The sequence below is a fragment of the Mesorhizobium kamtschaticum genome, from assembly GCF_056174585.1.
Genome location: NZ_CM149691.1, coordinates 3,955,617 through 3,979,160 on the forward strand (window position 1 = coordinate 3,955,617; position 23,544 = coordinate 3,979,160).

18 protein-coding genes and 1 pseudogene are annotated in these 23,544 nt (G+C 64.2%); all 19 read left to right on the forward strand.

Annotated elements, in window-relative coordinates:
* Nucleotides 1–340: 340 nt before the first annotated feature.
* The 19 genes and pseudogenes from mraZ to recN all read left to right on the forward strand — a co-directional run bounded on the left by mraZ (nt 341) and on the right by recN (nt 23,519).
* The gene (gene mraZ / locus AC0V7N_RS19540) at nt 341–799 is read left to right on the forward strand and encodes a division/cell wall cluster transcriptional repressor MraZ (RefSeq protein ID WP_027044751.1); all 459 of its coding nucleotides are present in this window, start codon (nt 341–343) and stop codon (nt 797–799) included.
* Nucleotides 796–1,830: a 16S rRNA (cytosine(1402)-N(4))-methyltransferase RsmH gene (gene rsmH, locus AC0V7N_RS19545; RefSeq protein WP_475450096.1), complete on the forward strand. Its 1,035-nt coding sequence runs from the start codon at nt 796–798 to the stop codon at nt 1,828–1,830. Before mraZ ends, rsmH begins: the two co-directional genes overlap by 4 nt.
* 4 nt (nt 1,831–1,834) lie before the next feature.
* Nucleotides 1,835–2,230 carry a cell division protein FtsL gene (ftsL, locus tag AC0V7N_RS19550; protein WP_475450097.1) on the forward strand — a complete coding sequence of 132 codons (396 nt, stop codon included), beginning with the start codon at nt 1,835–1,837 and terminating at the stop codon, nt 2,228–2,230.
* A complete protein-coding gene (locus tag AC0V7N_RS19555; RefSeq protein ID WP_475450098.1) occupies nt 2,227–3,936 on the forward strand; it encodes a peptidoglycan D,D-transpeptidase FtsI family protein in 1,710 nt (569 codons plus the stop codon). The genes ftsL and AC0V7N_RS19555 overlap by 4 nt, the downstream gene beginning before the upstream one ends.
* 53 nt (nt 3,937–3,989) lie before the next feature.
* On the forward strand, nt 3,990–5,444 hold the full coding sequence (locus AC0V7N_RS19560; protein ID WP_475450099.1) for a UDP-N-acetylmuramoyl-L-alanyl-D-glutamate--2,6-diaminopimelate ligase: 1,455 nt from the start codon (nt 3,990–3,992) through the stop codon (nt 5,442–5,444).
* Complete coding sequence (locus AC0V7N_RS19565) at nt 5,441–6,892, forward strand: UDP-N-acetylmuramoylalanyl-D-glutamyl-2,6-diaminopimelate--D-alanyl-D-alanine ligase (protein ID WP_496627198.1); 1,452 nt, start codon at nt 5,441–5,443, stop codon at nt 6,890–6,892. The genes AC0V7N_RS19560 and AC0V7N_RS19565 overlap by 4 nt, the downstream gene beginning before the upstream one ends.
* Before the next feature lie 20 nt (nt 6,893–6,912).
* Nucleotides 6,913–7,995 (forward strand): phospho-N-acetylmuramoyl-pentapeptide-transferase, encoded by a 1,083-nt coding sequence (gene mraY / locus AC0V7N_RS19570; protein ID WP_027044757.1) that lies wholly within the window; start codon nt 6,913–6,915, stop codon nt 7,993–7,995.
* A 9-nt stretch (nt 7,996–8,004) separates the two neighbouring features.
* Complete coding sequence (gene murD, locus AC0V7N_RS19575; protein ID WP_475450100.1) at nt 8,005–9,405, forward strand: UDP-N-acetylmuramoyl-L-alanine--D-glutamate ligase; 1,401 nt, start codon at nt 8,005–8,007, stop codon at nt 9,403–9,405.
* Nucleotides 9,406–9,488: 83 nt separating this feature from the next.
* Nucleotides 9,489–10,555, forward strand: a pseudogene (gene ftsW, locus AC0V7N_RS19580) (putative lipid II flippase FtsW).
* Between the two features lies 1 nt (nt 10,556).
* Nucleotides 10,557–11,684, forward strand: coding sequence for an undecaprenyldiphospho-muramoylpentapeptide beta-N-acetylglucosaminyltransferase (gene murG / locus AC0V7N_RS19585; protein ID WP_475450101.1), 1,128 nt, complete (start codon nt 10,557–10,559; stop codon nt 11,682–11,684).
* A complete protein-coding gene (gene murC, locus AC0V7N_RS19590; protein WP_475450102.1) occupies nt 11,681–13,081 on the forward strand; it encodes a UDP-N-acetylmuramate--L-alanine ligase in 1,401 nt (466 codons plus the stop codon). Before murG ends, murC begins: the two co-directional genes overlap by 4 nt.
* On the forward strand, nt 13,078–14,043 hold the full coding sequence (gene murB / locus AC0V7N_RS19595) for a UDP-N-acetylmuramate dehydrogenase (protein ID WP_475450103.1): 966 nt from the start codon (nt 13,078–13,080) through the stop codon (nt 14,041–14,043). The genes murC and murB overlap by 4 nt, the downstream gene beginning before the upstream one ends.
* A 303-nt stretch (nt 14,044–14,346) precedes the next feature.
* Complete coding sequence (locus AC0V7N_RS19600; RefSeq protein WP_475450104.1) at nt 14,347–15,273, forward strand: D-alanine--D-alanine ligase; 927 nt, start codon at nt 14,347–14,349, stop codon at nt 15,271–15,273.
* Nucleotides 15,261–16,202: a cell division protein FtsQ/DivIB gene (locus AC0V7N_RS19605; RefSeq protein WP_475450105.1), complete on the forward strand. Its 942-nt coding sequence runs from the start codon at nt 15,261–15,263 to the stop codon at nt 16,200–16,202. The genes AC0V7N_RS19600 and AC0V7N_RS19605 overlap by 13 nt, the downstream gene beginning before the upstream one ends.
* Entirely contained in the window at nt 16,199–17,506 is a 1,308-nt protein-coding gene (ftsA, locus tag AC0V7N_RS19610) for a cell division protein FtsA (RefSeq protein WP_064988167.1), read from the forward strand. The genes AC0V7N_RS19605 and ftsA overlap by 4 nt, the downstream gene beginning before the upstream one ends.
* Before the next feature lie 66 nt (nt 17,507–17,572).
* Nucleotides 17,573–19,261, forward strand: coding sequence for a cell division protein FtsZ (gene ftsZ, locus AC0V7N_RS19615; RefSeq protein ID WP_475450106.1), 1,689 nt, complete (start codon nt 17,573–17,575; stop codon nt 19,259–19,261).
* A 280-nt stretch (nt 19,262–19,541) separates the two neighbouring features.
* Nucleotides 19,542–20,492, forward strand: coding sequence for a UDP-3-O-acyl-N-acetylglucosamine deacetylase (lpxC, locus tag AC0V7N_RS19620; RefSeq protein ID WP_475450107.1), 951 nt, complete (start codon nt 19,542–19,544; stop codon nt 20,490–20,492).
* A gap of 263 nt (nt 20,493–20,755) precedes the next feature.
* Complete coding sequence (locus AC0V7N_RS19625) at nt 20,756–21,628, forward strand: outer membrane protein assembly factor BamD (RefSeq protein WP_475450108.1); 873 nt, start codon at nt 20,756–20,758, stop codon at nt 21,626–21,628.
* 217 nt (nt 21,629–21,845) lie between these two features.
* Complete coding sequence (gene recN, locus AC0V7N_RS19630; RefSeq protein WP_475450109.1) at nt 21,846–23,519, forward strand: DNA repair protein RecN; 1,674 nt, start codon at nt 21,846–21,848, stop codon at nt 23,517–23,519.
* Nucleotides 23,520–23,544: the final 25 nt, after the last annotated feature.

A 23,544-nucleotide genomic window follows, 5' to 3' on the forward strand; every position in this document is an offset into this window, starting at 1 on the left:
GCCCAAGTCTTTTGGGCCAGAGGGCTCTAAACGCTTCGTTAGGCTTAATAGACCATAAAGACGAGACGTGCCGTAACGGCTGCTCGGATTGGTCGTGATGCGCGTGTTTGTGAAGCCTATTCCCGTTGACGCCCATAGTGCCCCATGATATCCCATTTCGACATCAAAGCCTTCGTTCCGTGTCAGGGTAAAGCGTACGCCAATCGGGCAGCCGCGGCGGCTGCGCGTTTGCCGTTTTTTGCCCGTGTGGACGAGCTGGCTGTGGGGCAGGGAACGCGCTGCGGCGGCGCGTACGAGACGATGACGAGGGGTGCGGCGGCGCAAGCGGCTGTAGCGTTTAATGGACCGGTTTCTGTCGAACACGGTGAGCAGGATCGATGCGAAGGGGCGGGTGTCCGTTCCGGCGCATTTCCGCGCCGTCGTGCAGAAGCGCGGCTATTCGGAACTCTACGCACTGCGCTGCCTGGACCTGCCGGCGATGGATGTCGGCGGGCTCGATTTGCTCGACCGCTACGAGCAGCGCATCGCGCAGGAAGATCCTTTCCTGCAGACGGCGGACGACATGTCGTTCTTCTGCCATGGCGATGGAACGTTCCTGAAACTCGATCAGGACGGCCGCATCACGATGAGCGATTTCATTCGCGAGCATACCGGCATTTCGGCGGAGGTGGCCTTTGTCGGGCGCGGCAATTTCTTTCAGATCTGGGAGCCGGGACGTCTTGCCGCCTATGGGGCACAGGCGCGGGCCAGGCTTTTGCAGCTTCGGCAGGGGACGAAGCCTGGGGAGCGACCGGAATGATGGTGGGCCACGGCGATGACCTTCCTCACGCTGTAGGTGGGCACGCCGTTGGCGGATCGGTCCGCCACATTCCGGTCCTCCTTGGCGAAGTGCTTGACGCACTGGCGCCGACGGAGGGCGACATCATCATCGACGGCACGTTCGGCGCCGGCGGCTACACAAAAGCCATTCTGGCGACCGGGGCTTCCGTTGTGGCTATCGACCGCGATCCCGACGCCATCGCGGCTGGACGCGATCTCGAGGCGCAATCGGGCGGCCGGCTGAGGCTGGTGCAGGCGCCGTTCTCGACGCTGGACGAGCATGTCGAGAGCGCCGATGGCGTCGTGCTCGACATCGGCGTCTCCTCCATGCAACTCGACCAGGCCGAACGCGGGTTCTCGTTTCGCAATGACGGGCCGCTCGACATGCGCATGGCGCAGGCGGGCCTGAGTGCCGCCGATGTCGTCAACAGCTTCAAGCCGGGTGACCTTGCCCGTATCTTCGGCTTCCTCGGCGAAGAGCGTCACGCCGGGCGCATCGCCCGCATGATCGAGGCGCGCCGCGAAAAGCGGCCGTTCGAGCGCACGCTGGAGCTCGCCGACGCCATCGAGACGCATGTCGGCCGCGCGCCGAAGGACAAGATCCATCCGGCCACCCGCGTCTTCCAGGCGCTGCGCATCTTCGTCAATGACGAGCTTGGCGAACTGGCCAAGGCCTTGTTCGCGGCCGAACGCGCGCTGAAGCCGGGCGGACGGCTCGCCGTGGTGACGTTCCATTCGCTGGAAGACCGCATCGTCAAGCGCTTCATCGCCGACCGGGCAGACGTCGCCACGGGATCACGTCATCTGCCCGAGGCGCATGCGCGTACCGCGACCTTCCGCAAGGCCGGTGGCGGCGTGACGGCTGATGATGCCGAGGTCGCGGCCAATCCGCGTGCCCGCTCTGCCAGGCTGCGCGCGGCGATCCGCACCGATGCGCCTGCGCGCGGCGGCGATTTTTCGATTTTCGGCCTTCCAAAGCTTCCCGGCATCAACCTGCCGGGGGAGAGGTAAGCACGTGTTCCGTACCAGCGACATTGTCCTGATCGCCGTCATGGTTTCGGCGGCGGCCCTGACCTACAAGACCAAGCGCGAGGCCGAGGATCAGCTGGCGGCGGTGCAGAAGATCCATACCCAGATACGCTATGAGGAGGAGACGATCGACCTGCTCAAGGCCGACTGGAGCCTGCTCACCCAGCCGTCGCGGCTGCAGAAGCTCGCCGAACTCTACAAGTCGCAGCTTGCACTCGAGCCGGTCAGTGCGCGCCAGATCGTCGGCTTGAGCGACCTGCCGGCCAAGGCCCTCGACATCCAGGACATCCTGAACGGACGCCAGGGCGGCATGGCCGACAATTCCGACAAGGCGCCCTCGGGCGACAAGGATCCCGTCGTGACCGGAGGCATCGCCCAATGATCGGCAAACTGCTGAAGCGTCGCGCCAGGACGGGTGAGGACGGATCGATCGTCGTCGAAGGCGCCCGCAAGGCAACCGGCGGCAAGGGCAAGGCGCGCATCGTGATGACGATGGCCGTGTTCTTCGGCATCTTCTCGATCATTTCAGGACGGCTGGTCTATCTCGGCTTCCAGACGCCTGACCTGTCGGGCGGCCCGCAGAGCCGGATCACCGCCTCGCGGCCCGACATTGTCGACCGTAATGGCGAAGTGCTGGCGACCGACATCAAGACAGCGTCGCTGTTCGCCGAGCCGCGCCGCATCGTCGATGCCGACGAGGCGATCGAGAAGCTGTCGACCGTGCTGCCCGAGATCGATTACGAGCAGACCTACCACAAGCTCAAGAGCGGCGCCGGCTTCGTCTGGCTGCAGCGGCAGCTGACGCCCAAGCAGCAGGCCGACATCATGCAGCTCGGCATTCCCGGTTTCGGCTTCCGCACGGAGAAGCGCCGTTTCTATCCGAGCGGCGAAACCTCGTCCTACATTGTCGGCCTGACCAACGTCGACAACCAGGGCATCTCCGGCATGGAGAAATATATCGATGAGCAGGGCCTGAGCGACCTGCAGGCGTCGGGCCTGGCGGTGGCCAAGGATCTCAAGCCGGTGAAGCTGTCGATCGATCTGCGCATCCAGCATGTGGTGCGCGACGAGATCGCCGCCGGCCTGGAGCGTTATCGCGCCATCGGCGCCGGCGCCGTCGTGCTCAACGTCAAGACCGGCGAAGTCGTGGCCATGGCCTCGGTGCCGGATTTTGATCCGAACAATCCTTACAATGCACAGGAAAAGGACCGGCTGAACCGGATGTCGGCGGGCCTCTATGAGATGGGCTCGACCTTCAAGAGTTTCACCTCGGCCATGGCGCTCGATTCCGGCAAAGCGACGATGAATAGCCGTTTCGACGCTTCGCATCCAATCCGGGTCGGCCATCAGGCCATTCACGATTTCCACGGCAAGAACCGTGTGCTGTCGCTGCCGGAAGTGTTCCTTTATTCGTCCAACATCGGGTCGGCCAGGGAAGCCGAACTGGTCGGCATCGAGGGGCACCGGGAATTCCTGCATCGCCTTGGCATTCTGGAAAGAATGCAGACCGAATTGCCTGAGGTCGCCCGCCCGACCGAACCGAAGGTCTGGAAACAGGTCAATTCGTTCACCATCGCCTTCGGCCACGGCGTGTCGACGACGCCGCTGCAGGCAGCTGTCGGCTGCGCCGCGCTGATGAATGGCGGCTTCCTGATGAACCCGACCTTCCTGGTGCGGACGCAAGAGGAAGCGATGGCCACCGCAAAGAAGGTTGTGAGCGAAAAGACGGTCGAAGGCATGCGCTACCTCTATTCGCTCAACGCCGAGAAGGGCTCGGCCAGGAACGCCAGAGTCCCCGGCTACCGCGTTGGCGGCAAGACCGGAACGGCTGAGAAGGTCATCAATGGCCGCTACTCGAAGGAGTTGAATTTCAATACCTTCGTCGCCGCCTTCCCGATGGACGATCCGCAATATCTGGTGTTTACGATTGCCGACGCTCCGCACCCGGAAAAGCCGGGGATGACCGACGTCGCCGCCAACAATGCGGGGGTCATGGCCGGCAATATCATCCGGCGTTCCGCGGCCATGCTTGGCGTGAAGCCAGATTTCAGCCATGAAAATGGTGCAACGCTGGTTTCCTATCAGTGATTCTGGGGCGCGCCGGCAACTGCGCGCTATTTTATTGCGGTGAACGGAACTCGATGAAGCTAAGAGATCTAACCGGTGTCCTGCCAGTCGAAGGAACAGCTTCCGCCGATCTGGAGGTTACCGGGATTTCGTCCGATTCCCGCCAGGTAAAACCGGGCGTCGTCTTTTTTGCGCTCGCCGGCACCAAGGCGGACGGTGCGGTCTACGCTGCCGATGCGGCCAGGCGTGGCGCGCTGGCGATCGTGACAAGCAAGGGCAGTTCCGTCGCCGGACTGCCAGTTCCGGTGCTGGCGGTCGACGATCCGCGCCTGGCGTTGGCGCTGAGTGCTTCCTGCTATTTCGGCAAGCAACCGCAGACCATGGTCGCGGTCACCGGCACCAGCGGCAAGACATCGGTCGCCGCTTTCACCAGGCAGATCTGGGAGCAGGCGGGCTATGCCGCGGCTTCGATCGGCACCACCGGCGTGGTGGCGCCTGGCCGCAACGAGTATGGCTCGCTGACCACACCTGATCCGGTCGCCTTGCACCAATTGCTTCGGGAATTGGCCGATGCCGGCGTCACCCATGCCTCAATGGAGGCTTCCAGCCACGGGCTCGACCAACGCCGCCTCGATGGCGTGAAGCTCTCGGCCGGCGGCTTCACCAATCTCGGCCGCGACCACATGGATTACCATCCGACGGTCGAGGATTATCACCGAGCCAAATTGCGCCTGTTCGACACGCTGCTGCCGAAAGGCGCGCCGGCAATCATCTTCGCCGACGATCCGTGGTCGGCGCCGACCATCCAGGCGGCACAGGCTGCCGGGCTCAAGGTGCTGACGGTTGGCCGCCATGGCGATTTCCTCACGCTGAAGCGGGTCGAGCACGAGCGCCATCGCCAGCGCGCCGAAGTCGAGGCCGACGGCGTGCTTTACGAAATTGACCTTCCGCTGGCCGGCGATTTCCAGATTTCGAACGCGCTGGTCTCGGCGGGACTTGCTATTTCCACGGGAACACCCGTCGCCAAGGCCTTGGCTGCATTGGAAAAACTGAAGGGCGCGCCCGGCCGCCTCGACCTAGTCGGCACCACCGCCAGCGGTGCGCCGGTCTATGTCGATTACGCCCACAAGCCCGATGCGCTGGAAAACGTGCTGGCTTCGGTGCGCCCGTTCACCACCGGTCGCGTCATGGTCGTGTTCGGCTGCGGCGGCGACCGCGACCGGGGAAAAAGACCGATCATGGGCGAGATCGCGACCCGGCTTGCCGATGTCGTCATCGTCACCGATGACAATCCGCGTTCAGAAGTGCCCGAGACGATCCGTGCCGCCATTATGGCCGCCGCCCCTGGCGCCATCGAGATCGGCGACCGGCGCAAGGCGATCCATGAGGCTGTCGCCATGCTTCATGCCGGCGACACGCTGATCGTGGCCGGCAAGGGCCACGAGGAAGGCCAGACGATCGGCTCCGAGACCCTGCACTTTTCCGACCACGAGGAAGTCCGCGCCGCGCTACAGGAGCGTGCAGCATGAGTTTGCTGTGGACCTCCGAGGCGCTGGTTGCCGCCATGGATGGGCGGCCGCTCGGTCCCATGCCCGACGGCATATCGGGCATTTCGATCGATAGCCGCAGCCTGCAGCCGGGTGACGCCTTCTTCGCCATCAAGGGCGAGGCGATGGACGGTCATGACTTCGCTACCGCGGCCATCAAGGCCGGCGCCGGCGTGCTGGTGGTGGCGGAAGGCAAGCTGCCGTCGCTTGGCCGGCTGACGGCGCCGATCATCGTCGTCGAGGATGTACTGGCCGCGCTGGAAAAGCTCGGCGTCGCCGCGCGTGCCCGTTCGCAGGCCAAGATCATCGCGGTCACCGGTTCGGCCGGCAAGACCACCACCAAGGAAGCGCTGCGCCATGTGCTGTCGGCCGTCGGCAAGGTGCATGCCTCGGCGCAGTCCTTCAACAACCACTGGGGCGTGCCGCTGACACTGGCGCGCATGCCGGATGATTGCGACTACGCCGTGTTCGAGATCGGCATGAACCATCCCGACGAGATCCGGCCGCTGGTGAAGATGGTGCGGCCGCATGTCGCCATCGTCACCATGATCGCGGCGGCGCATCTCGGCTTTTTCCGCAATCTGGACGAGATCGCCAAGGCCAAGGCCGAGATTTTCGAAGGGCTGGAGCCCGAGGGCGCTGCCGTCCTCAACCGCGACGACGCGCGTTTCAAGCTTCTCGACAAGATGGCGCATGCCGCCGGCGTCGAGCATGTCTACGGCTTTGGCGAGAATGCGCGCTCGACCTTCAAGCTCACCAAATGCGAGCTTCACGCGGACCACTCCGACATCGCCGCCAGGATCGGCGGCCATGATATGATCGCTCGTATCGGTGCGCCTGGCCGGCACATGGTGCAGAACGTGCTGGCCGTGCTGGGCGCGGCGCAACTGGTCGGCGCCGATCTCGACAAGGTGGCAATCGCGCTGGCCGATCTCTCGGCCGAGCGCGGCCGGGGCAAACGCCATGTGCTGCGGCACCCCGGTACTTCGTGCCACCCCAACGGTCCGATCACGCTGATCGACGAGAGCTACAACGCCAACCCGGCCTCGATGGGGGCCGCCATGGCGCTGCTCAACGCGACGCCGGTGACGGGCGAGGGCCGCCGTATCGCCGTGCTCGGCGATATGCTGGAACTCGGCGATCACTCGGCCAAGCTGCATGCCGCCCTTGCCGATCTCATCGTCGGCACCGGCACGCAGACCGTCTTTCTCGGCGGTCCCGAAATGCGGGCGCTGGCGGAAGCGCTGCCGGGCGATGTCAAGACGGAATACCGCGCCGGCGTCGAGGAGCTGAAGCCGGTGCTGCTTGCCGCGCTGAAGCCGGGCGACGTGGTGATGATCAAATCGTCGAAGGGCATCGGTTTTGCAAAGCTGGTCGATGCGCTGCTGGGCAAGTTCCCGGCTCAATCAACAGCCAACAGTCAGTCGTAGGGTCGGGGGGACGAAAACGCATGTTTACACTGCTGGTCGATTTCGCGGACAAGATCTCGGTCTTCAACGTCTTCCGCTACATCACGTTCCGCACCGGCGGAGCGCTGATCACCTCGGCGCTGATCGTTTTCATCTTCGGGCCGACCATCATCAATTCGCTGCGTTTGCGCCAGGGCAAGGGTCAGCCGATCCGCGCCGACGGACCGCAGACGCATTTCAAGAAGGCCGGCACGCCGACCATGGGCGGGTTGATGATCCTGTCCGGCATCATCGGCTCGTCGCTTCTATGGGCGAACCTGTCGAGTATCTATGTCTGGGTGGTGCTGTTGGTGACGCTGGGCTTCGGCTCGATCGGCTTCTATGACGACTATCTGAAGGTGACCAAGCAGTCGCATCTCGGCTTCTCCGGCAAGGCGCGGCTGGCGCTTGAATTCGTCATCGCCGGCATCGCCGCCTGGGTGATCATGCATAACGGCCAGGCGCCGTTCTCGTCGTCGCTGACATTTCCCTTCGCCAAGGAATTCATCGTCAATCTCGGCTGGTTCTTCATTCCGTTCTCCTGTTTCGTCATTGTCGGCGCCGGCAATGCGGTGAACCTGACCGACGGCCTTGACGGTCTGGCGATCGTGCCGATCATGATCGCGGCGGCGTCTTTCGGCGTCATCGCCTATCTCTCCGGCAACGCGGTGTTCGCCGAATATCTGCAGATCCATTTCGTGCCCGGCACCGGTGAACTGGCTGTCGTGCTCGGCTCGGTCATCGGCGCCGGCCTCGGCTTCCTCTGGTTCAATGCGCCGCCAGCGGCGATCTTCATGGGCGACACCGGTTCGCTGGCCATGGGCGGCCTGATCGGCACGGTGGCGGTCGCCACCAAGCACGAGATCGTGCTGGTCATCGTCGGCGGCCTGTTCGTGGTCGAGATTCTCTCGGTCATCATCCAGGTCGGCTACTTCAAGATGACCGGCAAGCGCGTGTTCCTGATGGCGCCGATCCACCATCATTTCGAAAAGCTCGGCTGGACCGAAAGCCAGGTGGTGATCCGCTTCTGGATCATCGCCGTCATCCTGGCGCTGGTCGGCCTCTCCACCCTGAAGCTCAGATAGGAAACCTCCTTGATCCCCGCCGCATCCTTCGCAGGCAAGCACGTTTCGCTCTTCGGGCTCGGTGGCTCGGGGATCGCGACCGCGCGGGCATTGATCGAGGGTGGGGCGGATGTGCTGGCCTGGGACGACAATCCCGACAGCGTCGCCAAGGCGGCCGCCACCGGCATCGCCACCGCCGATCTGCGCGGCGCCGACTGGGCGAAGTTCTCGGCTTTCGTGCTGTCGCCCGGCGTGCCGCTGACGCATCCCAAGCCGCACTGGACTGTGGAACTGGCGAAGGGCGCCGGTGTCGAGGTGATCGGCGACATCGAACTGTTCTGCCGCGAGCGGATTTTGCAGGCACCGACGGCGCCTTTCATCGCGATCACCGGCACCAACGGCAAGTCGACGACGACGGCGCTGACGGCGCATATCCTCAAAGCGGCGGGCCGCGACACCCAGATGGGCGGCAATATCGGCCGCGCGGTGATGACGCTCGATCCGCCGAAGCCTGATCGCCACTATGTCGTCGAATGCTCATCCTACCAGATCGACCTTGCGCCCTCGATCGATCCGACGGCCGGCATCCTGCTCAATCTGACGCCCGACCATCTCGACCGCCACGGCACCATGCAGCATTACGCTTCGATCAAGGAGCGGCTGGTGGCGGGCAGCGAGACGGCGATCATCGGCATCGACGATTCCTGGTGCGTGCAGATCGCCGAGCGGCTGGAGCGGGCGGGGCGACAGGTTATCCGCATTTCCAAGCGGCTGCCGCTGACCGACGGCTATTTCGCCGACGGCACCAATCTGATGGAGGCTGTGCACGGCCGCTACAGCAAGGTCGCCTTCCTCGAAGGCATCGGCTCGCTACGCGGCCAGCATAATGCGCAGAACGCGCTTGCCGCGGTCGCCGCCTGCCTGAAAGTCGGGCTCGATCTCGGTGAAATCCAGTCCGGACTGGAAAGTTTTCCGGGCCTCGCGCACCGCATGGAGCAGGTCGGCCGCAAGGACCATGTGCTGTTCGTCAACGATTCCAAGGCGACCAATGCCGATGCGGCGGCACCCGCTTTGTCGAGCTTTCCGCGCATCTACTGGATCGCCGGCGGCCTGCCCAAGGAAGGCGGCATCGAGCCGTTGCGCGGCTTCTTCCCACGCATCGCCAAGGCCTATCTGATCGGCGAGGCGGCGCCCGCCTTTTCGGCGACGCTGGGCGAGGCGGTGCCTTACGAGATATCGGGCACGCTGGCCGCGGCGGTGGAACATGCCGCGCATGATGCGGCCAAGGACGACAGCGGCGAGGTGGTGGTGCTGTTGTCGCCGGCCTGCGCCAGTTTCGACCAGTTCAAGAATTTCGAAGTTCGCGGCGAAGCCTTCAGGCAAGCTGCGAGCGCTATAGATGGCGTCAAATCCATCGGAGGGGCACGATAATGCAGAGCCGTCTCGACAAAAGTCCTGTCGCAACCTGGTGGTGGACGATCGATCGCTGGTTCCTGGCGGCGTTCCTGTCGCTGATGGGGCTCGGTATCGTCTTGTCCTTCGCCGCCAGCCCGGCGGTGGCCGAGCGCATCGGCCTCGACAGCTTCCACTTCGCCACCAGGCAGATCATCTTCACCGTGCCGGCGCTCGGCGTGATGCTGGCCGTCTCCTTCCTCGATTCCAGACAGATCCGGCGCATGTCGCTGATCATGCTGTGCCTGATGCTGGTGCTGATGGTGGCGGTGCTCTACATCGGCGTCGAGGTGAAGGGCGCGCGGCGCTGGGTCTCGCTCGCCGGCCTGTCGATCCAGCCATCGGAATTCCTGAAGCCGGCTTTCGTCATCATGTGCGCCTGGCTGTTCGCCGAGCACAAGCGCCAGCCCGACATTCCGGCAATCTGTTCGCCATGCTGCTCCTGGTGCTGGTCGTATCGCTGCTGGTGGCGCAGCCGGACCTCGGCCAGACCATGCTGACGACCGGCACCTGGGGCATCATGTTCTTCATGGCGGGGCTGCCATGGCTGTGGATCATCGTGCTGGGTGCCGCCGGCGTCGGCGGCGTCTTTGCCGCTTATACGGTGTTCCCGCACGTTGCCTTGCGCATCGACAAGTTCCTCACCGGCGAAGGCGACACGTTCCAGGTCGACATGGGGCGCGACGCGCTGATCAATGGCGGCTGGTTCGGCGTCGGGCCGGGCGAGGGCACGGTCAAGCGGGTCATCCCCGACAGCCATGCCGACTTCGTCTTCTCGGTCGCGGGCGAGGAGTTCGGGCTGATCATGTGTTTCTTCATCATGTCGATCTTCGCCTTCATCGTGCTGCGCGGCCTCAACACGGCGCTCAAGGAACATGACGACTTCACCCGCTATGCGGTCGGCGGCCTCGTCACCGTGTTCGGCCTGCAGGCCGTCATCAACATGTGCGTCAACCTGCAACTGGTGCCGGCCAAAGGCATGACGCTGCCCTTCATCTCCTATGGCGGCTCCTCGCAGATCGCCATCGCCATTTCGATGGGCATGGTGCTGGCGCTGACGCGCAAGCGGCCGGAAAAGCGCAAGCAGATGGGCTTCACCCTGCCGCAGCGCGCCATGCCGGCGGAGTGACATGGCGAGGGGTGTCATCCTTCTCGCGGCAGGCGGAACCGGCGGACATCTGTTTCCGGCCGAGGCGCTGGCGCATGAGCTGATCGATCGCGGCTGGTCGGTGCAACTGGCCACCGACGACCGCGCCGAGCGGTTTGCCGGTCACTTCCCGGCTGCCGCCATCCATCCGATCCAGTCGGCGACGATGGGTTCGAAAAATCCCATCGCCGTGCTTGGCGCCTTCTGGAAAATCTGGCGCGGCGTGCGCCAGGCCTCCGCCATTATCGGCCGGATCAAGCCGGACGCGGTGGTCGGTTTTGGCGGCTACCCGACCCTGCCGCCGCTCTATGCGGCGACGCGGCGCAAGGTGCCGACGCTGATCCACGAGCAGAACGCGGTGATGGGGCGCGCCAACCGGGCGCTGGCCGGCCGTGTGGATGCCATCGCCGGCGGCTTCCTGCCGCAGGATACGAGTGCCATCGGTGAAAAGACGGTGACGACAGGCAATCCTGTCCGGCCGGCGGTGCTGGAAGCGGCCAAGACGCCTTACGTGGCGTCGATCGGCGAGGAGCCTTTCCGCCTGCTGGTGTTCGGCGGCAGCCAGGGCGCCCAGTTCTTTTCCGATGCCATGCCGGGGGCCATCGCGCTGCTTTCGGATGCCCAGCGCAAGCGCTTGTTGATTACGCAGCAGGCTCGCGCGGACGATGTGGCGCGGGTGAAGGCGGCCTATGCGGCCCTTGGCGTCGCTGTTGAGGTCTCGCCCTTCTTCACCGACATGGCGGCGCGCATCGCCGCGGCGCATCTGGTGATCTCGCGCTCCGGCGCCTCGACCGTTTCGGAGATCGCCGTCATCGGCCGGCCGGCGCTGCTGGTGCCCTATCCCTATGCGCTTGACCACGACCAGGCGGCGAACGCTGCGGCGCTTGCCGCTGCCGGCGGCGGCGAAGTGCACCCGCAATCGACACTGTCGCCTGAGCTCATTGCAACCCTCATTGGCGGGCTGATGGACAATCCCGAGCGGCTGGCGGCGATGGCCGCGGGCGCGAAGTCGGCCGGCAGGCCGGACGCGGCACGGTTGCTCGCCGATCTCACAGAGGCTATTGCGTCCAGAAAAACCGTTTCGGATTTCAGGAAGGGGACGCACCCATGAAGATGCCGCAGACCATCGGCCTCGTGCATTTCATCGGCATCGGCGGCATCGGCATGAGCGGCATCGCCGAGGTGCTGCACAATCTCGGCTACAAGGTGCAAGGGTCCGACCAGGCCGACAGCGCCAATGTGCAGCGGCTGCGCGACAAGGGCATCGAATGCTTCGTCGGCCACAAGGCCGAGAATCTCGGCGATGCCGAGGTCGTGGTCGTCTCGACGGCGATCAAGAAATCCAATCCGGAGCTGAAGGCCGCGCGCGAAAAGCTGCTGCCGATCGTGCGCCGCGCCGAGATGCTGGCCGAACTGATGCGCTTCCGCCAGGCCGTCGCCATCGGCGGCACGCATGGCAAGACAACGACGACCTCGATGGTGGCGACGCTGCTCGAAGCCGGCGGGCTTGACCCGACCGTCATCAATGGCGGCATCATCAACGCCTATGGCACCAATGCCCGCATGGGCGATGGCGAGTGGATGGTCGTCGAGGCCGACGAGAGCGACGGCACCTTCCTCAAATTGCCGGCGGAAATCGCCGTGGTCACCAACATCGATCCCGAGCATCTCGACCACTATGGCAGTTTCGACAAGGTGCGCGAGGCGTTCCGCCAGTTCGTCGAGAACGTGCCCTTCTACGGCTTCGGTGTGATGTGCACCGACCACCCGGAAGTGCAGGCGTTGGTCGGCCGCATCGAGGACCGCCGCGTCATCACTTATGGCGAGAACGCGCAGGCCGATGTGCGCTTCATCAACCACCGCATGGCCGGCGCCACGTCCGAGTTCGACGTGGTGATCCGCGACCGCAAGACCGGCAACCAGAAGACAATATCGGATCTGCGCCTGCCGATGCCCGGCCGTCACAATGTCTCTAACGCCACCGCCGCGATCGCCGTCGCGCATGAGCTCGGCCTGTCCGCCGAGGCGATCAAGAAGGGCCTGTCGTCCTTCGCCGGCGTCAAGCGCCGCTTCACCCACACCGGGTCGTGGAACGGCGTCGATGTGTTCGACGATTACGGCCACCATCCGGTCGAAATCTCGGCGGTGCTGAAGGCGGCGCGCAGCGCCACCAAGGGGCGCGTCATCGCCATTGCCCAGCCGCACCGCTTCACCCGGTTGCACGATCTGTTCAGCGAGTTCTCGGCCTGCTTCAACGATGCCGATACGGTGATGGTGGCGCCGGTCTACGCTGCCGGCGAAGACCCGATCGACGGTGTCACGTCCGACGAACTGGTGTCACGCATCCGCGCCGGCGGCCATCGCGACGCGCGCTATATAGAGGGGCCGGCTGCAATCGCGCCAATCATCCGTGACCTGGCCAAGCCCGGCGACTTCGTCGTCTTCCTCGGCGCCGGCAACATCACCCAATGGGCCTATGCTCTGCCCAAGGAGCTTGCCGCCTCATGATGCACGGCCAGGCCCTGATCGACAAACTCGGCGACAGGCTTGCCGGCCTGCGCGGCCGGCTGACGCCGAATGCCGAGATGGACAAGATCACCTGGTTCCGCGCCGGTGGCCTCGCCGAGGCGCTGTTCCAGCCGGCGGACGAGGAGGACCTTGCAGCGTTCCTGCGCGCGGTTCCCGAAGAGATACCGCTGACGATCGTCGGCGTCGGCTCGAACCTGCTGGTTCGCGACGGCGGCATTCCTGGGTTTGTCATCCGGCTTTCGGCCAAGGGCTTTGGCGAGGCCGAAATCGTTTCGCCGATCAGGATCAAGGCGGGCGCTGCGACGCCCGACAAGCGCGTGGCGGCCTTGGCGCTCGAAGCGGGCATTGGCGGCTTCCATTTCTATCATGGCATTCCGGGCGCCATTGGCGGCGCGCTCAGGATGAATGCCGGCGCCAATGGCGTCGAGACGCGCGAGCGCGTCGTCGAGGTGCGTGCGCTCGACCGCAAGGGCAATGTCCAGACGCTGAGCAATGCCGAGATGGGCTACGCCTATCGCCATTCGGCGGCACCTTCCGGGCTGATCTTCACCTCCGCCGTGTTCGAAGGCTTTGCCGAGGACAAGGCCACGATCAAGGCGGCGATGGACGCGGTGCAGAACCACCGCGAGACCGTGCAGCCGATCCGCGAGAAGACCGGCGGCTCGACCTTCAAGAATCCCGAGGGTACGTCGGCCTGGAAGGAGATCGACAAGGCAGGCTGCCGCGGCCTGATGATCGGCGGCGCGCAGATGTCGCCAATGCACTGCAATTTCATGATCAACACCGGAACGGCGACCGGTTACGACCTCGAATATCTCGGCGAGACGGTGCGCGCCCGCGTGCTGGAGCATTCGGGCATCCGGCTGCACTGGGAGATCAAGCGCATCGGCAATTTCAGGCCCGGCCATGCCGTGCAGGAGTTTCTGGGGCAGTTGCTCTGATCCTGGTTGAAGTTCATGTGATGCATGAACTTCAACACGCTGCCAAAACGCGCGAAACCGTTGCTGCAAAGACTCAGCGAGGCGGTTTTCGCAGCCATTTTCTCACAAAGTGAATCTCTCGGAATCATAAGCACTTGCCAGTGAATCAACTCTCTGATTCTCTGCTCCAAAGCGTTTCCTGATTTGAGTCGTTCGACGCGTTACCCGCGTTTTTCCGTCTGGGGGGCAACCTGCCGGGAGACTCGGACTCAATGTTGCGGAAATCTTGGTTTTTTGGTCCGCCGTGAGAGGGGATGACGGGGAATGAAAAGCAAGCATGTGGCCGTCCTGCTGGGAGGTTTTTCGTCCGAGCGGCCCGTGTCCCTGTCTTCTGGAAAGGCTTGCGCCGATGCGCTCGAGCAGGAAGGCTACCAGGTCACTCGCGTCGATGTCGGGCGCGATGTCGGCTCCGTGCTTGCCGAGCTCAAGGCCGATGTTGCCTTCAATGCGCTGCACGGCCCGTTTGGCGAGGATGGCACCATTCAGGGCATCCTTGAATATCTCGGCATTCCCTACACCCATTCCGGCGTGCTCGCCTCGGCGCTCGCCATGAACAAGGAGCAGGCGAAGAAGATCGTTAAATCGGTCGGTGTTCCCGTCGCCGAATCGAAGGTCACCAATCGCTTCGCCATCCGGAACAAGCACCCGATGAAGCCGCCCTATGTGATCAAGCCGGTCAACGAGGGATCGAGCTTTGGTGTCGTCATTGTGTCGGAAGGGCAGTCGCATCCGCCCCAGGTCGTCGGGTCGTCCGAGTGGAAATATGGCGATACCGTCATGGTCGAGCGCTACATCCATGGGCGCGAGCTGACCTGCGCCGTCATGGGTGATGTGGCGCTCGGCGTCTGCGAGATCATCCCGACGGGCCATTCCTTCTATGATTACGATTCAAAATATGTCGCGGGGGGATCAAAACACGAATGCCCCGCAAAAGTTTCACCGAATATTTACCAAAAAATACAGACACTGGCGCTCAAGGCTCACCAAGCTGTCGGCTGTCGGGGCGTTTCCCGGTCGGACTTCCGTTATGACGATCGGCACTCCGAAAATGGCGAGGTTGTATGGCTCGAGGTCAACACTCAGCCGGGTATGACGCCGACGTCGTTGGTGCCGGAAATCGCTGCCCAGGCCGGGCATTCGTTTGGTGAATTGTTGAGTTGGATGGTGGAGGACGCTTCGTGTCTGCGTTGAAATGGGGACAGGGCAAGGGGAAGGGCGCGGCCGTGCCGTCGCTGTTCGGCCTGCCATTGTCGTTTGACCATTTCGTGCTGCCGCGCGTGCTTCGCCGCCCGGTGCGCATCCTGGCGCGCCTGGGCGATGGCGACTTCGAGGCGCCGCGCTTCTCCGTCGCGATCATGTCGGCTGTGCTGCTCGCTTCGAGCGGCGCCTATGGCGCCTATCTCGGTGGTCATGCCGACGGCATCATCCAGAGCATCACCGCCCGCACCGGCTTTGCCGTCGATCAGGTCAAGGTGGTCGGCAACCGCCAGACCTCGGAGATCGACATTCTCGACAGGCTCGAACTCGATGGCTGGACCTCGCTGATCGGCTTTGATGCCGAGGCGGCGCGCGAGCGCATATCCGGCCTGCCCTGGATCGAGGTCGCGGCGGTGCGCAAGGTCTATCCGCACACGCTGGAAGTGCGCGTCGAGGAGCGCGATGCCTTCGCGCTCTGGCAGCAGGGCAATGATCTCTCGGTCATCGAAAAGGATGGCGCCGTCATCGCGCCGTTCTCTGGCGGCAAGCAGGTGCTGTTGCCGCTGCTGATCGGCGACGGTGCGCCGGCCAAGGCGCCGGACTTCCTGGCCAAGATCGAAAAATATCCTGATCTCGCGAGCCGGGTCAAAGGCTATATCCGCGTTGGCGATCGGCGCTGGGACCTGAAGCTGGACAACGGCATCACCGTCAAGCTGCCTGAGGACGATGAGGACCAGGCGCTCGCCGAGCTGGTCAAGATGGACAAGGACAAAGGGTTGCTGTCGCGCGACATCGCTGCTGTCGACATGCGCCTGACAGACCGGCTGGTCGTGGAGTTGACGCCCGAAGCGGCGACGCAGCGCGAGGCCGCGCTCAACGAGAAGCCGAAGACCCTCAAGCGCAAGTCGGAGACGAAGATATGAGCTGGCTTGGCGGTTCAGGCGATGCCTCGTCGCGCCGGTCCGGCACTCTGACGGTGCTGGATGTCGGCTCGAACAAGGTCTGCTGCATGGTGGCCAAGCTCAAGCCGAACGATGACGGCAAGCTCTTGCGCGGCCGCTCGCACCGGATCCAGGTGATTGGCATCGGCCATCAGAAGTCGCAAGGCGTGAAGTCGGGCGTGGTCGTCGATCTCGACCGCGCCGAGCATGCCATCCGGCTATCCGTCGACGCCGCCGAGCGCATGGCGGGGCTGACGGTCGATTCGCTCATCGTCAACATGACCGCCGGCCGGCTGAAGAGCGAAAGCTTCTCGGCGACCATCAATCTTGGCGGCCACGAGGCCGACGAGGCCGACATCAAGCGTGTGCTCGGTGCCGGCGCCAAGCAGGCGCTCAAGGCCGAGCGCGAGGTGATCCATTCGCTGCCCGTCGGCTTCTCGCTCGATGCCGAACGTGGCGTGCGCGATCCGCGCGGCATGGTCGGCGACGCGCTTGGCGTCGACATGCATGTGCTGACGGGTGACGCGGCGCCGATGCGCAACCTGGAACTCTCCATCAACCGCTCGCATCTGTCGGTCGAGCGCATGGTGGCGACGCCCTACGCCAGCGGGCTGGCGGCGCTTGTCGACGACGAGCTCGAGCTGGGTGCTGCCTGCATCGACATGGGCGGCGGCACGACGACCATCTCGGTGTTTTCGGAAGGCAAGTTCGTTCATGGCGACGCCATCGCCATCGGCGGCAACCATGTCACGCTCGATATGGCCAAGGGGCTTTCCACCTCGCTCGATGCCGCCGAGCGGCTCAAGGTGATGCATGGCTCGGCGCTGCCGGGCAGCGCCGACGACCGCGACCTGGTCTCGATCCAGCCGATCGGCGACGATGGCGACGTGCCGCTGCAGATCCCGCGTTCGGTGATGACGCGCATCGTGCGCGCCCGCATCGACGAAACACTCGAACTCCTGCGCGACCGGCTGAACAAGTCCGGCTACGGCAATGCGGTCGGCAAGCGCGTCGTGCTGACCGGTGGCGCCAGCCAGTTGGCCGGCCTACCGGAGGCGGCACGCCGCATCCTCGGACGCAATGTGCGCATCGGCCGCCCGCTCGGCGTGGCCGGCCTGCCCGAAGCGGCGAAGGGACCGGCTTTCTCGGCCGCCGTCGGGCTTCTGATCTATCCGCAGATGGCGAGTTTCGAGAGCCATCCGGCGAAAGGCATTTCCGGTCTCAGGATGACCGGAACGGGTGGAAAACTGCATCGCATGAGTCAGTGGTTGAGAGACAGTTTCTAATTGACGGGGACAGCCCCATAGGCGGCCGCGGCGGCGAAGCGGCGTGAAAGGCAAAGGACGGAGACAATGACCATCAATCTGCAGAAGCCGGACATCACCGAGCTTAAGCCGCGCATCACCGTGTTCGGTGTCGGCGGCGGCGGCGGCAATGCCGTGAACAACATGATCACCGCCGGTCTGCGCGGTGTCGAGTTCGTGGTGGCCAACACCGACGCGCAGGCGCTGACCATGTCGAAGGCCGCCCGGCTGATCCAGCTCGGCGCGCATGTCACCGAGGGGCTCGGTGCGGGATCGCAGCCGGAAGTCGGCCGCGCGGCGGCGGAAGAGTGCATCGACGAGATCCTCGACCATCTCACCAACACCCATATGTGCTTCGTCACCGCCGGCATGGGCGGCGGCACCGGCACGGGTGCTGCTCCGGTCGTTGCCCGCGCTGCCCGCGAAAAGGGCATCCTCACCGTCGGCGTCGTCACCAAGCCGTTCCACTTCGAAGGCCAGCGCCGCATGAAGACGGCCGACATGGGCATCGAGGAGCTGCAGAAATGCGTCGACACCCTGATCGTCATCCCCAACCAGAACCTGTTCCGGCTGGCCAATGACAAGACCACCTTCGCCGATGCCTTCGCCATGGCCGACCAGGTGCTCTATTCCGGTGTTGCCTGCATCACCGACCTGATGGTCAAGGAAGGCCTGATCAATCTCGACTTCGCCGACGTACGTTCGGTGATGCGCGAGATGGGCAAGGCGATGATGGGCACCGGCGAAGCTTCGGGCGAGGGCCGTGCAATGGCCGCGGCGGAAGCAGCGATCGCCAATCCGCTGCTCGACGAGACCTCGATGAAGGGCGCCAAGGGCCTGCTGATCTCGATCACCGGCGGCCGCGACCTGACCCTGTTCGAAGTTGACGAAGCGGCGACCCGCATCCGCGAGGAAGTCGACCAGGACGCCAACATCATCCTCGGCGCTACCTTCGACGAGGAGCTCGAAGGCGTCATCCGCGTCTCGGTGGTTGCGACCGGCATCGACAAGTCGGCGGCTGAAATCGCCGCCGCGCCGATCTCGATCCGTACCGCTCCGCCGAAGCCGGCCAGCCGTCCGGCTGTGGCCGCCGTGGAAAGCCGCCCGGCACCGGTCCAGCAGCCTGTCTATGAGCCGCGCGCCGCCGACCCGGTCGCCGAAGCCATCCAGCTCGCCGAGGCAAACGCCGCGGCCATGGCGCAGGCTCGTCCGGCTGCGATCGCCCATGCGGACGATTTCCGCCCGCAGAGCAAGATCTTCCAGGCGCCGCCGGCACAGCCGCAGCCAATGCCGCAGCCGGTCGTCCAGCAGATGATGCAGCCGGCCCCGCAGCCGCGCGAGATGCTGCGTGAGGTCCAGCAGCCGGTGGCGATGGCGCCGCAGCGCATGCCGCGCGTCGAGGACTTTCCGCCGGTCGTAAAGGCAGAGGTCGACGCCAAGAGCCGTCCGGTCGATCATGAGAACAACAGCGGACCGATGGGCCTCTTGAAGCGCCTGACCAACGGCCTGACCCGCCGCGAGGAGGAGCCTGCACGGCTGCAGCCAGCGCAGCCGCGCGAGCCCAAGCTGCGCCAGGCCGCCCCCGAAGTGCGCCGTCTCGCCAGCCAGGACGCCCAGCTCTACGCGCCGCGCCGCGGCCAGCTGGATGACCAGGGCCGCCTGACGCCGCAGACCCGGGCGACTCAGGACGACGATCAGCTGGAGATTCCGGCGTTCCTGCGCCGCCAGGCCAACTGAGCGGTTAACGGACTGTAACATTTGTTAACAGGCAGGCAAGGAATTGCTTGCCTGCCAATGTTTTAAATTGTGCAAAATCAAAGGGTTATAATATCGAGCTCGCTCCGGCTTGCGGTTACAGAGGGTAAGAAACCGTGATTTGGAGTCTCCCTGCCGGGACACTATCTTCGCTGCCTACCATAGTCGGTGTGCCGGGATTTCGGGGGAAGTGACCCTGCCTGCCGATTTAACAAGAGCCGCGCCCTCGGGCTGGAGAAGCGGACCTAGGCATTTCGGGCTTATGGGGATTGTCTTGCACGACTATCAGACGACAGTGAAGACGCGCGCGTCGCTTACGGGCACCGGCGTCCACAGTGGCAAAGAAGTTTCCATCAGTTTCCTGCCCGCGGATGCCGATACTGGCATCGTGTTCCAGCTTGTCAACGGAGCAGAGCAGGGCCGCGAGTTCCGCGCCCTGGTCGCCGAGGTTGGCGCCACCGATCTGTGCACCATGCTTGGCGATCCCGCGGGCGAGCACATCGCCACGGTCGAGCACATCATGGCGGCGCTGTTCGGGCTCGGCATCGACAATGTCCTCATCGAGATCGACGGCTCCGAAGTTCCGATCTTCGATGGCAGCGCCATGGCGTTCGTGGAGGCCATCGATCAGGCGGGCATCGAGACGCTGTCGGTCAAGCGCCGTTACATCAGGGTCATCAAGCCGGTCCGTATCGAGAACGGCGCCTCGTGGGCGGAGTTCAGGCCTTATGACGGTACGCGTTTCGAGGTCGAGATCGATTTCGAAAGCCCGGCAATCGGCCGCCAACTGTTTGCATCCGACCTCAATGCCGATATTTTCCGCCGCGACATCGCGCGGGCGCGCACCTTTGGCTTCATGAAGGATGTCGAGCGGCTGTGGGCCGCCGGCTATGCGCTTGGATCCTCGCTGGAAAATTCGCTGGTGATCGGTGACGACAACCGCGTCATCAATATGGGCGGCCTGCGTTATCCGAACGAATTCGTGCGCCACAAGACGCTGGACGCCATGGGCGACCTGGCGCTGGCCGGAGCCCGCTTCATCGGCTGCTTCCGCTCCTATCGCGGTGGCCACAGGATGAACGCCGCGGCGCTGCGGCGCCTGCTGTCGGACCGCACAGCGTTCGAGATTGTCGAAACGACACGCCGCGAGCGTGGCCGCGCGGCAGAGATGAGCGCCGTCAATGCGCCGCTCTACGCGCCCTGGATGATCTGATTCTTTAACGTTTTTCGGATTCCATGTAGGATGGCGGGTGTGGCATCAATGCACCACCATCCAGCGAAATTGCATGGATTCTCCGGCTCTGTCCGACCGCCACAAAAATGTGCGATTGGCTAGACATAGCGTTGCCGGGCAAGGCGGTTATGGTTTATGGCTGCTGCCGTCGATTAGTGCATGTCGCTCAAAAGTGGGGACCAGTTTTGGGACAACAGCATGCAAGAGGCATTAAAATAACGCCGAAAGGGCGCAATCCAATCATGTTCTTCAAGCGAGCCGGTCAATCGAAGGCGCCCCAGCGGTCTGTTATCCTGGCGCTTTCGCTGGTTGTTCCATCGCTCTTTCTGTCGGCCTGCATGTCGTCGCCGGAGAAAGACATCAACCTGTCGACCTATGTCGACCAGACCGAGCCGGCCGACGTTCTCTACAATGAGGGCCTCGCCAATCTGAATGCCGGCCGCCTGGACGAGGCGAGCAAGAAGTTCGACGCCGTCGACCGCCAGCATCCCTATTCCGAATGGGCCCGTAAATCGATGGTGATGGGCGCGTTCGCCGACTATCGAAAGGGCAGCTACGACGATGCGATCTCGTCGGCCAAGCGCTATCTGGCGCTTTACCCGTCCACGGATGACGCGCCCTACGCGCAGTACATCATCGGCCTGAGCTACTATCGCCAGATCAAGGATGTGACGCAGGATCAGAAGGAAGCACGCCAGACCGTGCAGACGATGCAGGATCTGGTGACGCGCTGGCCGACGTCGGAATATGTCGACGACGCCAAGCAGAAGATCCGCTTCGCCAACGACCAGCTCGCCGGCAAGGAAATGCAGATCGGCCGCTATTATCTGGAGCGCCGCGAGTACATCGCCGCCGTCAAGCGGTTCCGCAACGTGGTGGAGAACTATTCCAACACGCGCCATGTCGAGGAAGCTCTGGCCCGCCTCACCGAAAGCTATTACGCGCTGGGGCTGACCTCGGAGGCCCAGACGGCCGCCGCGGTGCTCGGCACCAACTATCCTGACAGCTCATGGTACAAGGATTCCTACAAGCTCCTGCAGAGCAACGGGCTTTCGCCGCGTGAGAATGCCGGATCGTGGATATCCAAGGCCGGGAAGCTGATCACCGGCGCCTGATCCCCAAAGCGCGTCGCAGCGACGCGCTTTTTCGGATTGATCCGATGCTGAAACAAAAAGATAGTGCGGCGCTGCGACTCCGATTGGTCGCGTGCCGCTCCACAGCGGTTCAGTGGTTTGATTGAAGCGCTGAACCGTCCCAACTTTTTGTTCTACGCAATTCCTGTGGGAAAACCGTTACGAACTTTTCCTGGAATTGCTTGAGGTCCGGGTTCTGATGCTTTCCAGACTGTCGATCCGCGATATCGTCCTGATCGAGAAGCTGGATATCGACTTCCAGCCCGGCCTTTCCGTGCTGACCGGCGAAACCGGCGCCGGCAAATCCATCCTGCTCGATGCCCTGTCGCTGGCGCTCGGCGCGCGCGGCGACGCCTCTTTGGTGCGCCACGGCGCGGCACAGGGCCAGGTCATTGCCGTGTTCGATGTGCCGCGCAACCATCCGGTTCGCGCGCTGCTTGTCGAAAATGCCATCGAGGATGACGGCGACATCATCCTGCGCCGCGTGCAGACGGCGGACGGCCGCACCCGCGTCTTCGTCAACGATCAGCCGTCCAGCGTCACCCTGATGCGCGATGTCGGCCGTGCGCTGGTCGAGATCCACGGCCAGCACGACGAACGCGCCTTGGTCGATCCCGGCGCCCACCGCAACGTGCTCGACGCCTTTGGTGGCCATCTTGGCGCCGTTCGCTCGACCGGCGAGGCCTGGCGGCATTGGCGCGCCTGCGAGCAGGAGCTTACGCGCCACCGCGCCAAGGTGACGGCCGCCGCGCGCGAGGCCGACTATCTGCGCGCCGCGGTGGCGGAACTGACCAAGCTCGATCCGCAGCCCGGCGAGGAAACGGAACTGGCCGAACTGCGCGCCCACATGATGCGCGCCGAAAAGATCGCTTCCGAAATCCATGACGCGCAGGATGTGCTGTCCGGCCCGTCCTCGCCCTTGCCGCAACTGGCCAGTCTGCTGCGACGGCTGCAGCGCAAGGCGACGGAGGCGCCCGGCCTGCTCGAGGATGTGGTGAAGTCGCTCGACGAGGCGATGCTGTCGCTCGACGCGGCCCAATCCGGTGTCGAGGCGGCACTTCGCGCCACCGAATATGATCCGCAACGGCTGGAGAAGGCGGAGGAGCGGCTGTTTTCGCTGCGTGCCGCGTCACGCAAGCACAGCGTTGCCGTCGATGATTTGGCGCAGCTGCGCGACACGATGGTTGCCGATCTCGCCGATCTCGACGCCGGCGAGGAACGCCTGCACGGGCTGGAAAAGCAGGCCACAGCTGCGCGCGAGGCCTATGACATCGGCGCCGCGCAGCTGTCCTCGCATCGCCACGCGGCCGCCGTCGGCCTGACCAAGGCCGTCATGGCCGAATTGCCGGCGCTGAAGCTCGAACGCGCCGCCTTCATCGTCGAGATGAAGAGCGAGGCCGAGACCCGCATGGAAGAGGGCATCGACCAGATCGAGTTCTGGGTGCGCACCAATCCCGGCACACGGCCAGGCCCGATGATGAAGGTAGCATCCGGCGGCGAGCTGTCACGCTTCCTGCTGGCGCTGAAGGTGGCGTTGGCCGACCGTGGCTCGGCGCCGACGCTGGTTTTCGACGAAATCGACACCGGCGTGGGTGGTGCCGTGGCGGATGCCATCGGCCAGAGGCTGGCGCGGCTGTCGAAGCGCGTGCAGGTGCTTTCGGTCACCCATGCGCCGCAGGTGGCGGCGCGCGCGGCGACGCATTTCCTGATCTCCAAATCGGGCAGCACCGACCGCGTGGCGACCGGCATTGCCGAGATGGACAGGACGGCGCGGCAGGAAGAGATCGCCCGCATGCTGGCAGGCGCCACCATAACCGACGAGGCGCGCGCCGCCGCCGAGCGGCTGCTGCGTGAAAATACAAACGCGGCGTAGAATATCCAGTGTCATGAGCCGAGTC